Origin of the sequence: Bacillus sp. NH11B, assembly GCF_001884205.1 — a bacterium.
Classification (GTDB): domain Bacteria; phylum Bacillota; class Bacilli; order Bacillales; family Bacillaceae_G; genus Bacillus_A; species Bacillus_A proteolyticus.
Genome location: NZ_MAOG01000119.1, coordinates 36,609 through 50,397, shown reverse-complemented (window position 1 = coordinate 50,397; position 13,789 = coordinate 36,609). Strand labels below are relative to the sequence as shown.

The following is a 13,789-nucleotide window of genomic DNA, read 5'->3' as shown; positions in this document are numbered from 1 at the left end:
AAAATCTTGGTTGAGTAGTAATGTAAAGAGAATCGCAACTGTTTCAGATAGATTTTCAAAATGGGGGGAAGTAATGGATTTTCAAGATTTGATGGAATTTAAAGGATATATATATTTAAACAAATTGTTTGAACCTGAAGAAAATTCACTGAGGGTACTTATTGATAGGTGTAAAGTTAACAAAACTAAGGGACTCGCGAAAATTACAGATGAGGTTGAAATAGAAGCATCATCCATTGATGTTGATGACAATCTGCCAATTGTTCAATTGGATTTTGACTCGTATATTGCTTACTCCGTTACTAATGAATCGTTTACTGTAATGGATGACTACGAAATTTCAGAAGGTAGAATTTTTAGAGTTTACTCAAAATCAAGATATTTAGATTTTGTTAAAGCAGGAACAATTGCTGAATTTATATTTCCTGAAGAGCAGTTCATTCACTATCAAATTCCTTGTTTGAACCATATAATCGACATTATTTCATATGATGAGCCGGAAATTACTGAAATAAAAAGAAACGAATAAAATTCCATAATAAAAGAGCATCGTAATCGATGCTCTTTTATATGTTTATTTTTCCTTTTTAAATTGGAACGATTACGGGATTAATAAAATCTTCCCTGTACTTTTTCTGCTCTCTAATAATTCATGAGCACGGGCACCATCTTGTAAAGAGAATGTCCTAGGACTCGCGATATTTAATTCTCCTGCAGTGATCCAATCAAATAATTGAGTAGAGCGTTGCTTGCGTTCTTCATACGTAGTAAGAACGTTCCAAAGGTCTCCGCCAGTTAAAGTTTTTGAAGTATCCATAAGCATACGTGGATCTACAGGCGCAGGATTACCACCAGCCATTCCGTAAAATACAACGGTACCACCAATTTTAGTAGCGCTAAAGCTTTCCTCTAATGTAGAACCTACTGATTCATATACTACATTTACGCCAGCACTACTAGTCATTTCAAGTACTTTCGTATGCCAGGATTCAGTATATAAAAATACGTGATTGGCGCCGGCTAACGTAGCTACCTGTGCTTTTTCTTTTGATGATGTTAGACCAATTACTTTTCCGCCTTGTAATTTAATCATCTGAACGAGAAGTTGACCAACACCGCCAGCCGCAGCGTGTACTAAAGCTATATCACCTTGTTTTATTTGATAGCTATCTTTTGTTAAATAGTGTGCAGTTAATCCTTGTAATAATACAGAAGCAGCTGTTTCAAAAGAGATAGATTCAGGAAGTGGAATTGCTTTCTCTGATGGAACAGCTACTAGTTCTGCGTTTGCAAATGGGACATCAGCAAATGCAATACGGTCTCCAGGATGGATAGTAGTAACTTCAGCACCTACTTTTTCAACAATCCCATCGCCTTCATAACCTAATATATAAGGCGGATTGCCAGCGAGATGATAATCGCCGCGGCGTCTATAAATATCAGCGAAATTTAAACCGATTGCTTTCGTGCGAACAAGAATTTCATTTGGATTTATGATTGGATCATGTATTTCTTTATATTGTAGTACATCAGCGTTTCCGAATGTTTCGAAACAAAGTGCTTTCATATGGAATACCTCCATTATATTGTTTGTCGATGCTCTTTATCATACAATATAAATATCAATAGACAAAGAGGATTATTTCGATGGAATCAATCGGAAATGCTGATTGAAAAGAGGGATGATAAATGGAGATAAAACAATTAATTACATTTAAAGTAGCAGCGGACACTTTGAATTTTACGCAAACTGCGAAGAAATTGAACTTTGCTCAGTCGAGCGTGACAGCGCAAATTAAAACGTTAGAGGCAGAGCTTGGTACACCATTATTTGAAAGATTAGGAAAACGTCTTTTCTTAACTGAAGCGGGCAGGAAGTTTCAACTATATGCCGACAAGATGATTGCACTTAGTAACGAAGCGAAAATGGCAGTGAAAGATGATGAGGAAATAGCAGGTACGTTAATAATCGGTGCACAAGAGAGTCAATGTACATATAGACTTCCTTCTATATTAAAGAGGTTTAAAGCACAATTTCCTCAAATAAAGCTTATATTTAAACCCGCACATTCCAATAAAGATGCGAAAGAACAATTGATGGAGGGAAAAGTCGATCTTGCATTTATTTTGGACGAATGTAAAACAGAAGATGCTTTACATGTGGAGCCGCTTATGAAAGAAGAATTAAAAGTAGTAGCTGCTCCAGGGCATCGTTTATTTGAACAAACTTCCGTTTCTATAAAAGATTTAGAGAGGGAAACACTTTTGTTAACAGAACTAGGGTGCTCGTATCGAACTTTATTTGAAGAGCTGTTTCGTACGGAAGATGTGTATCCAGCAAATAAGATTGAGTTTGTTAGTGTAGAGGCAATTAAACAATGTGTTATTGCAGATTTAGGTATAGCCGTGTTACCAGCTATAGTAGTAGAAAAAGATATACGAGAAGGGACGATAAAAGAGTTACATTTAGAAAATGCAATTTCTCCGATTTATACACAAATTGCTTGGCATAAAGATAAATGGATGACATCGCCGTTACGGCAATTTATTGAGGTAACGAGGGAGTCTTTTAATTAACAGGTGTTATAGGTGAGCAAGTAATATAATAAACGATTAACTTATTTACGGAAAGAAAGAGCATGTTTTGAAAAAGATTAATCAAAACGTGCTCTTTCTTTTTGTGTTTATTAAGTATAGTTGCAGTAATTAACTAACTAAGGTCTGTATCAGGAGGTGTGTATCCAAGGTGACGAGCCATTGATACAATTTGTCCTTTATGGTGAAACTCATGTGTTTCTGTATGAGTTAAAAGCCATAGCGGAGTTGTGCTCCAAGGTTCTTTTTGCCATTTCACTTCATTTGCTATATTTTCGAGCCAACGGTCATTGTATTCATCTAAAAAACGTTGTACAGTCTCATCTACTAACTTAAATCTAGCACGGACTTTCGCGACATCTGCATGCTCAATTTCATAATCACTAGCGAATGAAAAATCTGCTCGTTTTTGCTTGAATGCGAATGATCCAAGCCAGTATCGATAGCAATCGGCTACATGAATATGCGTCTTCATAATGCTACCGCTCCCGAAATTAGGAACAGTGCTATGTAATTTTTCTAGTGAGATTTCTTCCAAAAACGAAAATAGAGTTTCTCTTGTAGAGCTAATAAGATTATATTGTTGTTTTAAAACATGTAACATGCAACTACACTCCTCTTTTATTTACTAAACTATTTGTGTAGTAAGTAATTCTATATTTACGAGAGGTGAACCTTTTTATTATTTTTACTAAGCATATTAGATGTGTTTTTTAATTGTTTCTGATAGATTAAACAATGTGAAACTTTAATAAGTTTAACATTCTTAGTTCATAATAAATAGTACATCAAGAAGGGGAACGATAAAATGAATAGACTAGTTGGCTTAAAACAATTTGAAATAACGCGCGGGGCATTACTTAAATTTATGGAAACATTAGATGATAAAACTGCGGATACGCAGCCGGATGGCTTTAACAATACAATTCGTTGGCACATTGGTCACGTGTTAACAGCAGCGGAAACATTCATGTTCGGAAGAGAGTTTAAACAATTACCAACGGAATATCCAGATATGTTTGGATATGGATCAAGACCATCTAAATGGAAAACAGAAGGACCATCGTTAGAAGTGTTAACGGCCCAATTAAAAGAACAAGCAAAACGTATTAACGAAATTCCAGCAGAAGCATTTGAAAATAAACTTCCAGAGCTATTTTTAGGGTTGGAAACAGTTGGAGAGCTTTACGGTATGATGCTGTATCATGAAGCGGATCATATTGGCCAAATGAAGGCGATGGAACGTATTACTAAGGCTCTTTAGTTTTTGGTAATGTTAAATAATATATAGACAAAAAAGGGTAGATAATTTATTATCTATCCTTTTTTGTTGTTGAACTTCTTGAAGGATTATGAACGCTAATCATCGTGATGCTGATGAAGAAGGAAAGAAAACCAACTTATTAGGATAAAGAAGCATCCTAAATTTTATGGTAGTTATTATTTTTTTGTATTACTTAATAGAAAAATATTGAAAATAATACAGAAGAAAGTATAAGGTTGCAAAATCTGTATGAAATAGGGTATTCCTAAATATGGAATATACGTATAATAAAAGAGAGGAACTAGAAAATGGGGGAATACTATGATTACATTGGAACAAAAGTTGGAGCAATACACACATACATATGCACAGTTAAAGGGAGAACTAAAATGGAAAACGAGTGATTCTCGAACAGGAATGATGATTGCTGCTATGTATGCAAGTAGTGATAAATTGTTTGATCTCAGACGTTTTTTAGAAATTAGTAGTTATATTAAGAATCAGGTAGGGATGTTTTCATACTTAAAGTCTTATCATCGCTTTGTAGTGGCCGCAACTTTAGATATTCACTTTACAGATTACAAGGAGGCTTTTCGGAATTTTTTAGATTTATATGAACAATTGGTCGCTGGTGGTTTTAGCCGAAGTATATTTACCTATCTCGCAGCAGCTGTGCTTTTAACAGAAGAAAATGAACAGCATGGCACGCACATTCAACGTTCGATGCAAGTATATAAACGCATGAAAGAGGATCATCTTTTTCTTACTGGTACAAATGATTATCCGCTCGCGGTTTTACTAGCAGGACAATCAGAGAATGTAGAAACACTTATGGACCGAGTAGAACGTCTTTATCAGAAACTAGCGAAAGCTGGTTTGCGTAAAGGGAATGATCTTCAGTTTTTAAGTCATATCCTCTCGCTAAAGAAGGATGTCCGTGAAGAAATGTTAGTTGCAACATGCACAAACATATGGAATTTGTTAAAACAAGAAAAGGTAAAAGTGAAACAGATGCATTATCCAGCTATCGGGCTACTAGCGTTACTTGAGGATGGAGAAAAAGAGATTCATTCTATTAAAGCGTTGATTGAAAAATTGCAGGGGGAGAAATTATTCCGTTGGCATACAGATACGAATATTCTTATTGCTATTCAACTGTTCGTAAGTCAGAAAGGTGAGGAAAGTAAAGCTACCAACACAGGTTTACAAACTATGATAGAAGTCCTCATACAAGCACAACAGGCAGCTATGATGGCAACGATTGCGGCTTCCTCTGCAGCAACCTCTACTGCTAGTAGTGGTTCATAATGTGCAACTGCTTATGCTCTTGTAAATTATGATGAACCTATAATGCCTTTGATCCCGCATTAACGGGCAGTAAAATCCCCACCTGAAAATTCAGCGAAAGCAAAGAAGTTAGGTGGGGGATCAACTGCCCTTAAAAGCCCGATTGGTTCAACTAATAATCAGTGTGGATGAACAAAACCCCCACTGATTAAAGTTTCACTTTATGAGGACGGTTTAAAAAATATTATTAAAAAAGGCCCATCACTCTCTAATGAGTGATGGGCTAACTGTTTTTACAGAGTGGATTTCTTTTTTATTGGACAAGTAGGGAGGATAAGTTGTTTTTTAATTTTTTTTACATAAGCAGTATCACCTTTTCGACTCCTTCAAATGTTTGAGTTGTGCAACAATCATAATGCTAATAACAACGAGTAAGAACCAGGAGCTAATTTTGCTTAAGTGAACGAGATTCCACGCTTCACGTTGATTTGGATATTGCCATGCTCCGAAGAAGGTAGCGATGTTTTCCGCAATCCAAATAAAGAATCCGATTAGGAAAAATGAGAGAACGAGCGGCATTTTATATGTAACTCCTTGTAAGGAAAACTCCACAAAAGTTCGAGAGAATACAATGAATAAAAGTAAAGTTAATACCCATCTAAAATCGTATAGAAAATGGTGTGTGAAAAAATTGAAGTAAATCATAGCTCCTAATGGCACGGCAAAAATAGCCCTCGGCCAATGATGCATTTGTAAATGTAATCTTCTCCAAGCTTGGCATATGTAACTTGCGACACTTGCGTACATAAAACCGCTGTAAAGTGGAACTCCAAAAATCTTCGAATATGCCTCTTCAGGATAACTCCATGAACCGAAATGTACTTTATATATTTCTAGTAAAAGGCCGATGAGATGGAAGACAGTAATTACTTTTAGTTCGTCTTTTGTTTCAAGACCTGTCTTGTACATAATCCATTGCATCAGAAGACATACGATGAGTATGAAATCATACCGGTATAACCCTGGAATCAAAATGATTTTTGAAAGGGCTAGTGTTAAAAAAATAACGACTGGGAATAAGCAAGATAATGCTTGTTCGTAAGTGAAATAGAGTAGTTGTTTTACATAAAACATTGTGTCACCTTCAAATTTTTTATTAGAAAAATCAAAATAATGACTAAGTATACTACAATTTCAAAAATATAACAGTATTCTATTTTGCATGTATTTGTAAGTTTTGGAACGAGATTGTAATAAGTGTTTTTCATATTTTAACAAAGTAAAAAAATAGTTTGCTATTTAAAAAAAGTGGGGATATAATATCTAAATGAAAATGATAATTATTATCAGTAATAATTATAAATAAAAAATGATTATAAAAAACAACTGAATATAAAGGATGAAATGAAACATGTTACATAAGTCTACTGTACATGCTGGCAATAATCGTTGGATACATATTAAGTTCGTATGTTTCATGAGCTTAACAATTTTATGTTTAATCGGATCTATATTTTTAGCTATTGCATTCGGGGCAAAGGATATTCATTTGCAAACGGTATGGGCAGCGGTTTTTGATTACAATCCGAAATTAACGCAGCATCAAATTATTTATGAGCTAAGACTTCCAAGGGTGATTGGCGCGGCAGTTGTAGGTGCTGCTTTTGCAGTCGCTGGGGCTGTTATGCAAGGGGTAACACGAAATCCTTTAGCTGATGCAGGTGTGCTCGGAATAAATGCGGGTGCGATGTTTGTAGTAGCACTTAGTTTTGCTTTTTTCCCGCATATGCCGTATTCCTACTTAATGATTGTTTCCTTTATTGGAGCAGTTTTAAGTACCGTACTCATTTTTATTATCGGATCGGCAACATCAGGAGGGTTAACACCGATGAGGTTAACGATTGCTGGAGCAGTTATGGCAGCGCTTTTACACTCATTAAGTTCAGGTATTGCAATTTATTATGATTTAAGCCAAGATTTAGCGTTTTGGTTTGCTGGTGGTGTTGCGGGGGTTAAGTGGGAACACTTGAAATTTTTAGTGCCTATTATTCTCATAACGATTGTTTTTGCGACAGTGCTAGGGCGATCTATTTCACTCATATCAATGGGGGATGATATTGCTACAAATTTAGGTGTGAAAACGAACCGAACGAGAATACTTGGGATGATTATAGTAGTCATTCTTGCAGGTGTTTCTGTTTCAGTTGTTGGTTCTATTGGATTTGTAGGACTAGTCATTCCGCATATTGCTAGAAAATTAGTTGGTGTTAATTATCGGCTTATTATTCCTATGTCAGCATTATTAGGAGCTATGTTATTGGTATTAGCTGATTTAGGAGCAAGAACAGTAAATCCTCCTAAAGAACTTGCGATAGGAATTATGGTAGCTCTTGTTGGAGTTCCGTTCTTCCTTTATATAGCACGTAAAGTTGGGAGGGAGTTATAAGTGAAGGATCTTTTTAACACGGATAAAAAGAGAGCTATTACTGTAACTACAATTTTCGGATGTATAAGTATCGCTGTAATTTTGATTAGCTTAAATACGGGGACGCTGAGCATCGCACCGCTCAAAGTAATTCAAACGCTTTTTGGCTATGGTGATTTTGAGAGTGCGACAGTGCTGTACGATTATCGTATGCCAAGAATAATTATTACAATGTTAGCAGGAATTGGCCTTGGGGTTTCCGGTGCGATTTTGCAAGGGCTATCTCGTAATGCACTCGCAGATCCCGGTATTCTCGGATTACATTCGGGTGCATCTTTCGGGCTTATTGTATTCGTTACTCTCTTTCATTCTATTAACGAGAGTGCATCGATTTTAATACCGTTATTTACATTTGGCGGAGGAGTGTTAGCTGCATTTCTTATTGTTTTGCTTGCGAGTGATCGGTCAAAAGGTTTACTTCCTATTAGACTTATTCTTGTTGGTATTGCAGTTTCAGCTGGTTTTAGTGCACTTTCATTATTTTTCTCGCTCAAGTTAAATGATGAGACGTATACATTCGCTTCTAGATGGTTAGTTGGTAACGTGTGGGGAAGAGATTGGATTCATGTCCTAGCATTATTACCTTGGATTTTGATACTAACTCCGTACGCATGGCTGAAATCTAAAACGTTAAATGCACTGTCACTAGGTGATAGTGTAGCAGCAGGACTTGGTGTATCTGTTCAAAAAGAACGATTACTGCTTTTAGCTACAGCGGTAGGATTGTCTTGTGCAAGTGTATCAATGGCAGGGGGAATTGGCTTTATCGGCTTAGTTTCTCCGCATATTGCAAGGAAGTTAGTAGGGAGTACATATCAGCACTTCCTTCCGTTAGCTGGCATTATTGGAATGATTATTTTAGTACTCGCAGATACGATAGGTCGTTCTGTATTCGAGCCAAACTCTATTCCAGCTGGTGTAGTAGTAGCGGCTTTAGGAGCGCCGTATTTTCTTTATTTACTTACAAAAACAAAATAAATACTTCAAAGAGGAGAACATATGAAAAAGAAACTTTCCATTTTATTTAGCATTATGTGTATTTTAGTATTAGCAGCATGTGGTCAATCGAAACCTAATGAAGAGGCAACTAAAAAAACGGAAAAAAGTAATGATCCAAAAATTGCTTCAATGTCTATTCACTTAACAAATGATTTACTTGCTTTAGGAATTACACCAGTAGGTTCTGTTATTGGTGGAGATTTAAAAGATTTCTTACCGCACGCAAAAGAACAGTTGAAAGATACGAAGAAACTTGGCGTTGTAACAGATCCAAACATGGAAGCGTTACTTCAATTAAAGCCAACTGAAATTTATGTTGATGAAAAATATGCTGGCAAAGATTTAGCGAAATACGAAAAAATTGCAACAACACATTCTTTTAATTTGGATGAAGGTACGTGGAGAGATCATTTAAAAGAAGTAGGTAAACTTGTAAACCGTGAGAAAGAAGCAGATAAATATATTCAAGACTATGAAGAACAATCAAAACGAGTAAAAAGTTTAATAGATAAAGAACTAGGTAATAACGAAAAAGTAATGGCAATTCGCGTGACCGCAAAAGAATTACGTGTATTTAGTACGAAAAGACCGATGGGACCAATTTTGTTCCAAGACTTAGGATTACAACCTGCAAATGGTGTAGAGAAAATTGATGGGAACCGTCCTTTCGAAGTCATTTCACAAGAAGTATTACCTGACTTTGATGCAGATGCTATTTTCGTTGTTGTAAATAGAGACGATAAAGCAAAAGCAGCATTTAAACAACTTCAAGAAACACCAATTTGGAAAGACTTAAAAGCTGTAAAAGGTAAGCACGTATACATTATTAATGACCAACCATGGCTTGACTATTCTGCTTTAGGAAATAAAATGGCGATGGATGAAGCGGAGAAAATGTTTACGAAATAATACAGTTTTGCTATTAGGAAAGGCCCTCTAAATTTGGAGGGTCTTTTTATTGTTAGAATAAATAAAAAATTATACAATGAAGTTAATTTAATGAAGAGGAGATGTGCCGATGTTAGTGCTTATTGTAAGTATCCCATTAAAAAAGCAGTATATGGAACAAGGGGATAAATAGGCTAGAATTATTGTCCCCGCTATTTAAAAAAGGGGGAGTTTCAGATGACAATTAATCTTTTTCAAAATAAAACTATTAAATTATCAGCTATTAGAGAAACAGATGCTGAAGTAATGGCTATGTGGCAAGAGGATAGTGAGTATTTAAGAAATGTAGATACAGACTTAGCATTCCCGCAATCGTTACAAGAAATAGTAAGTGATGGACTATTAAAGGGGCGGAGATCGAATAGTGTTTCTTTCATGTTAAGAACAGTTCAAGATGATCGTTTAATTGGTTTTGTTGCAATTCATGGCATAGAGTGGAATAACAGAGCAGGTTTATTAGCAATTGGAATAGGGGATGCAAATGATAGAGGAAAAGGGTATGGGAGAGAAGCGATGCATCTTATTCTAAAGTATGCTTTCTATGAATTGAATTTACACCGCGTTGGTCTCGATGTGATTTCTTATAATAAGGCGGCTATTACACTGTATAAAAAGATGGGTTTTCAGATGGAAGGATCTATGAGAGAAGCAGTTCAGCGAGATGGGAAGTGTTTTGATCGTATGATTATGGGGATATTGAGGGATGAATGGATGGAGCTGCAAAACTAGTAAAAACATACAGAATAATTGTATAGTGTGGTGAGGAAAATCTAATATTCAGATGATCAGAAGGGAGGGGTGTACTAATGGAAGGTTTCTCTCCATTAAGAGAGTGTTTATATCAGCTAGAGGAACGATTACTTAAGCCAGAGGTTCGCACATCTCAAAAAGAGCTTAAAAAGATACTTGCAGATGATTTTTTTGAGTTTGGGAGTTCTGGTAAAGTTTTATATAAAAATGAGGATATTGATAAAAATGGAATAGGCGTGGTAAAAATGACTTTAAGTGATTTTGAAGTACATCCTTTATCCAAAGATGTAGTATTAACTACTTATCGAATATTCAATGAAATAAATAATCAACACTCGTTACGTAGTTCAATTTGGAAATTTAGAGAAGGAAGGTGGCAAATGTATTTTCACCAAGGTACACCTGCCAAATTTTAATGAAGCTATGTTTTTTAGGTGTGAAAAGAAACTATAAAAAATAGAATTGTTGAATATATGGTATGCAGGAGAAATAATGATAATTGGCGAAATTTTACAGTGAACTGATTGGATTTATAAGGAGTTATGCAAAATGAATTTAGAAAAAACAAAACCAGTAAATGAAGAGGTCGCTGAATTAAAAGAACTAATTAAAGAATTACACGGAAGTGTACATCAACTTCAAAGTGAAGTACAACAACTAAGGCACGAAAGACCGGTTGTTGAAGTGAGGAAAGGTGTTCAATTATCACCGGCAATCGTCGGACAAATTGGTGGTATGATTTTAGGTGGATTAGCAATTATAGGTATATTTTGGTGATGAGAAAAGGTATGCGGCGTAGTGCTGCATACCTTTTTTCTTTGAAGATATAATTTCATATAATACAACTTTTACATTAAGTAACGTAAATAAATGTAAGCATGTGATAACAATAGCGCAATGATCGTTAAGGGGAAACCGATTTTTAAGAAGTCCATATAAGAGAACCCATGTCCTTCACGTTTTGCAATACCAGCAACGACTACGTTTGCTGATGCGCCGATTAACGTTCCGTTTCCTCCTAAGCAAGCGCCAAGTGATAACGCCCACCATAGTACTTCGATTTGCGGGGAATCGACAGATAGTCCGAGTCCTGTAGCTAAATCTTGAATAAGTGGGATCATCGTTGCGACAAATGGGATATTGTCAATTGTCGCAGATGCGATGCCAGATACCCATAAAATAAGTATCGCAGCGAAACCGATATCACCGTTTGTTACGTCGATTACCTCTTTTGCGAGTGAGGAAATAAGTCCGATATCAATTAACCCGCCAACGAGAACGAACAATCCGGCGAAGAAAAAAATGGTTACCCATTCAACGTGGGCAAATACATCTTCAATATCATGCTCTTTCACACCGATTAGCATAAGAAGTGTAGCGCCTGTCATCGCAATTACGGCAGCATCTACATGAATAATAGAATGAAGTACAAAGCCTAAAATAGTTAGTCCTAAAATCGAAATGGATTTTAAAAGGAGGCTTTGATCTTTAATATAATCTTTTTCATTTAATGCCATTAGTTTTTCGATTTGCTCAGGTGTTGTTTTTAGTTTGTTACGATACATGAAGTAAATAATGCCAAGTGTAACGATAGAAATAATAATTACGATTGGAGCTAAGTTTAGTAAAAAGGCATTAAAATCTAAATGCTTATTTGCTGATCCAATCATAATGTTCGGCGGGTCACCGATTAATGTTGCTGTTCCGCCTATATTTGAAAATAGTACTTCTGAAATTAAATAAGGAACAGGGTTTACTTTTAAAATACGTGTAATAGATAGAGTAACAGGTACGATTAATAATACGGTTGTTACGTTGTCCAAAAAAGCTGAACCGACAGCAGTTAATAGGGATAGCAATAATAAAATGCGGATTGGTTTTCCGCCAGCTGCTTTTGCTGCTTTAATGGCTACAAATTCAAATACGCCTGATTGACTCGTAATATGCACGAGAATCATCATACCAATTAAAAGGGTGATTGTTTCCCATTGAATATGTGATGTGAAAGCAGTATGTAAATCTACAATTCCAAAAATAATCATAATAGCAGCACCGAATAGTGCGATTACAGCACGATTCAATTTCTCAGAAATAATAAATCCGTACGTGACTAAAAATACGGCAATTGCAAAATAATATTGCCAATTTGCTACTTCATGTGCTGATTGTTCCAATCGTGTCACCTTCTTTAAAGTATGTATTCAATTGTAAACATGCATCCCTCTGCATAATTTATATTGTAGCAAATTCAAAAAAGAAAGAAAACTATTTAACAAAGTGAAGGAAAAAATATGTTTTTTACATATGATATAAAAAATATAAAAAACACAGTGCAAATTATTAGGAAAAGTGAGCGTTGTCCTCTAATATAGAGATAGCAATTTACATTATTTTTGCGTAAAATGGTTTAAAGAGGTGAATTCCGATGGAAATAGTAAAAGATAGTTCTCTTATTCAAAATGAAATTGAACGTTTTGTAAATAAAGATGTATATATTCATTTAGAAACGACGAACGGAGCGTATGCGTCACACTTTAATGAAAAGATGATGACAGTTGGAGCATTCATTCGAAATGCAATTATTCGCTTTGAGCGCGGGAAAATAACTGGAACAAACCCATACCGAGTTGGTTTGAAAATGGATCATGGCTGGGTATATGCTGAAGGTATTACGCACTGGGAAGTAGACGATAAAGAGCGTTTATTACTCGCAGGGCATGATAATCAAGGCCGCTTAGCAGTTGCACTTGAATTAAGCTTAACGCCATTTAAGTAAGAAGGAGGGAAACTTATGGAGAGACATGTACTTGTTGTATTTCCGCATCCAGATGATGAAGCATTTGCTGCGGGAGGAACAATTCGCTTATTAACAGATCAAGGAGTACCTGTAACGTATGCGTGTGGTACTTTAGGACAAATGGGACGTAACATGGGGAAAAACGTGTTTGCTAACCGTGAAACGATTCCAAATATCCGTGAAAAAGAATTAAAAGATGCATGTGAAGCGATGGGGATTCAAGATTTAAGAATGCTCGGTTTCCATGATAAAACGTTAGAATTTGAAGATGTTGATTTCGTTGCTGATAAAATCGAAGCGATCATTCAAGAAGTAAATCCATCTCGAATTATTACATTTTATCCAGAACACGGCGTACATCCAGATCATGATGCATTTGGCCGCGCTGTCGTTCGCGCTGTATCACGTATGCCAAAAGAAGAACGTCCAGCCATTCATGCGGTTGCGATTACGAGAAATCGCGAAGCAGTACTCGGTGAGCCGGATGTTGTAAATAATATTAGTGAAGTATTTGAACATAAATTAGCTGCACTAGGCGCGCATCGTTCACAAACAGAAGCGATGCTAGAAGAAACGCATGCAAAAATAAAAAACAAAGATGCAGCAACATTAAAATGGCTGCAACTTGAACAATTTTGGACTTACAAATGGGAGTAGGCTAGAA

The 13,789-nt window shown here is 35.9% G+C and carries 15 protein-coding genes and 1 pseudogene; 12 read left to right on the top strand and 4 right to left on the bottom strand.

Features of this window, described 5'->3' with window-relative positions; genetic code table 11:
- Positions 1-73 precede the first annotated feature (73 nt).
- Positions 74-529: a hypothetical protein gene (locus BAU27_RS22215; protein WP_071771961.1), complete on the top strand. Its 456-nt coding sequence runs from the start codon at positions 74-76 to the stop codon at positions 527-529.
- Positions 530-601: 72 nt separating this feature from the next.
- Here BAU27_RS22215 and BAU27_RS22210 read toward each other — a convergent pair whose 3' ends face one another.
- Positions 602-1,567, bottom strand: a complete 966-nt coding sequence (locus BAU27_RS22210; protein WP_071771960.1) for a quinone oxidoreductase family protein — start codon at positions 1,565-1,567, stop codon at positions 602-604.
- Between the two features lie 122 nt (positions 1,568-1,689).
- Here BAU27_RS22210 and BAU27_RS22205 point away from each other — a divergent pair, with 122 nt between their 5' ends.
- The gene (locus BAU27_RS22205; RefSeq protein WP_071771959.1) at positions 1,690-2,577 is read left to right on the top strand and encodes a LysR family transcriptional regulator; all 888 of its coding nucleotides are present in this window, start codon (positions 1,690-1,692) and stop codon (positions 2,575-2,577) included.
- 133 nt (positions 2,578-2,710) lie between these two features.
- Here the strand turns inward: BAU27_RS22205 and BAU27_RS22200 are convergent, their stop codons facing one another.
- Positions 2,711-3,199 (bottom strand): DinB family protein, encoded by a 489-nt coding sequence (locus BAU27_RS22200; protein ID WP_071771958.1) that lies wholly within the window; start codon positions 3,197-3,199, stop codon positions 2,711-2,713.
- 204 nt (positions 3,200-3,403) lie between these two features.
- On the opposite strand from BAU27_RS22200, the gene BAU27_RS22195 reads away from it, so the two are divergent.
- Together BAU27_RS22195 and BAU27_RS22190 are read left to right on the top strand one after the other, a co-directional pair.
- Positions 3,404-3,859: a DinB family protein gene (locus BAU27_RS22195; protein WP_071771957.1), complete on the top strand. Its 456-nt coding sequence runs from the start codon at positions 3,404-3,406 to the stop codon at positions 3,857-3,859.
- A gap of 271 nt (positions 3,860-4,130) precedes the next feature.
- Positions 4,131-5,167: pseudogene (locus tag BAU27_RS22190) on the top strand (DUF4003 domain-containing protein).
- A gap of 348 nt (positions 5,168-5,515) precedes the next feature.
- Here the strand turns inward: BAU27_RS22190 and BAU27_RS22185 are convergent.
- Positions 5,516-6,280 carry a DUF817 domain-containing protein gene (locus tag BAU27_RS22185; RefSeq protein WP_071747568.1) on the bottom strand — a complete coding sequence of 255 codons (765 nt, stop codon included), beginning with the start codon at positions 6,278-6,280 and terminating at the stop codon, positions 5,516-5,518.
- 277 nt (positions 6,281-6,557) lie between these two features.
- On the opposite strand from BAU27_RS22185, the gene BAU27_RS22180 reads away from it, so the two are divergent.
- From BAU27_RS22180 to BAU27_RS22155, 6 genes are all read left to right on the top strand, one after another.
- Positions 6,558-7,592: a FecCD family ABC transporter permease gene (locus BAU27_RS22180; RefSeq protein WP_071771955.1), complete on the top strand. Its 1,035-nt coding sequence runs from the start codon at positions 6,558-6,560 to the stop codon at positions 7,590-7,592.
- Positions 7,593-8,609 (top strand): FecCD family ABC transporter permease, encoded by a 1,017-nt coding sequence (locus BAU27_RS22175; RefSeq protein ID WP_071771954.1) that lies wholly within the window; start codon positions 7,593-7,595, stop codon positions 8,607-8,609.
- A gap of 21 nt (positions 8,610-8,630) precedes the next feature.
- Positions 8,631-9,539 (top strand): iron-hydroxamate ABC transporter substrate-binding protein, encoded by a 909-nt coding sequence (locus BAU27_RS22170; protein WP_071771953.1) that lies wholly within the window; start codon positions 8,631-8,633, stop codon positions 9,537-9,539.
- 216 nt (positions 9,540-9,755) lie between these two features.
- Entirely contained in the window at positions 9,756-10,307 is a 552-nt protein-coding gene (locus BAU27_RS22165) for a GNAT family N-acetyltransferase (RefSeq protein ID WP_071771952.1), read from the top strand.
- A gap of 77 nt (positions 10,308-10,384) precedes the next feature.
- Positions 10,385-10,744, top strand: coding sequence for a nuclear transport factor 2 family protein (locus tag BAU27_RS22160; protein WP_071747563.1), 360 nt, complete (start codon positions 10,385-10,387; stop codon positions 10,742-10,744).
- Positions 10,745-10,877: 133 nt separating this feature from the next.
- Complete coding sequence (locus BAU27_RS22155; RefSeq protein ID WP_071747562.1) at positions 10,878-11,105, top strand: coiled-coil domain-containing protein; 228 nt, start codon at positions 10,878-10,880, stop codon at positions 11,103-11,105.
- 71 nt (positions 11,106-11,176) lie between these two features.
- Here BAU27_RS22155 and BAU27_RS22150 read toward each other — a convergent pair whose 3' ends face one another.
- Positions 11,177-12,502, bottom strand: coding sequence for an ArsB/NhaD family transporter (locus BAU27_RS22150; protein WP_071771951.1), 1,326 nt, complete (start codon positions 12,500-12,502; stop codon positions 11,177-11,179).
- A gap of 251 nt (positions 12,503-12,753) precedes the next feature.
- Between BAU27_RS22150 and BAU27_RS22145 the strand changes: the two genes are divergently transcribed.
- Both BAU27_RS22145 and bshB2 read left to right on the top strand, forming a co-directional pair.
- Entirely contained in the window at positions 12,754-13,104 is a 351-nt protein-coding gene (locus tag BAU27_RS22145; RefSeq protein ID WP_000407039.1) for a YojF family protein, read from the top strand.
- A 15-nt stretch (positions 13,105-13,119) separates the two neighbouring features.
- Complete coding sequence (bshB2, locus tag BAU27_RS22140) at positions 13,120-13,782, top strand: bacillithiol biosynthesis deacetylase BshB2 (RefSeq protein ID WP_000439465.1); 663 nt, start codon at positions 13,120-13,122, stop codon at positions 13,780-13,782.
- Positions 13,783-13,789: the final 7 nt, after the last annotated feature.

Coding starts and splice junctions, on each gene's coding strand:
- BAU27_RS22215 (WP_071771961.1), top strand. CDS start 74: ATGGATTTTCAAGATTTGATGGAATTTAAAGGATATATATATTTAAAC.
- BAU27_RS22205 (WP_071771959.1), top strand. CDS start 1,690: ATGGAGATAAAACAATTAATTACATTTAAAGTAGCAGCGGACACTTTG.
- BAU27_RS22185 (WP_071747568.1), bottom strand. CDS start 6,280: ATGTTTTATGTAAAACAACTACTCTATTTCACTTACGAACAAGCATTA.
- BAU27_RS22165 (WP_071771952.1), top strand. CDS start 9,756: ATGACAATTAATCTTTTTCAAAATAAAACTATTAAATTATCAGCTATT.
- BAU27_RS22180 (WP_071771955.1), top strand. CDS start 6,558: ATGTTACATAAGTCTACTGTACATGCTGGCAATAATCGTTGGATACAT.
- bshB2 (WP_000439465.1), top strand. CDS start 13,120: ATGGAGAGACATGTACTTGTTGTATTTCCGCATCCAGATGATGAAGCA.
- BAU27_RS22170 (WP_071771953.1), top strand. CDS start 8,631: ATGAAAAAGAAACTTTCCATTTTATTTAGCATTATGTGTATTTTAGTA.
- BAU27_RS22195 (WP_071771957.1), top strand. CDS start 3,404: ATGAATAGACTAGTTGGCTTAAAACAATTTGAAATAACGCGCGGGGCA.
- BAU27_RS22145 (WP_000407039.1), top strand. CDS start 12,754: ATGGAAATAGTAAAAGATAGTTCTCTTATTCAAAATGAAATTGAACGT.
- BAU27_RS22155 (WP_071747562.1), top strand. CDS start 10,878: ATGAATTTAGAAAAAACAAAACCAGTAAATGAAGAGGTCGCTGAATTA.
- BAU27_RS22200 (WP_071771958.1), bottom strand. CDS start 3,199: ATGTTACATGTTTTAAAACAACAATATAATCTTATTAGCTCTACAAGA.
- BAU27_RS22160 (WP_071747563.1), top strand. CDS start 10,385: ATGGAAGGTTTCTCTCCATTAAGAGAGTGTTTATATCAGCTAGAGGAA.
- BAU27_RS22210 (WP_071771960.1), bottom strand. CDS start 1,567: ATGAAAGCACTTTGTTTCGAAACATTCGGAAACGCTGATGTACTACAA.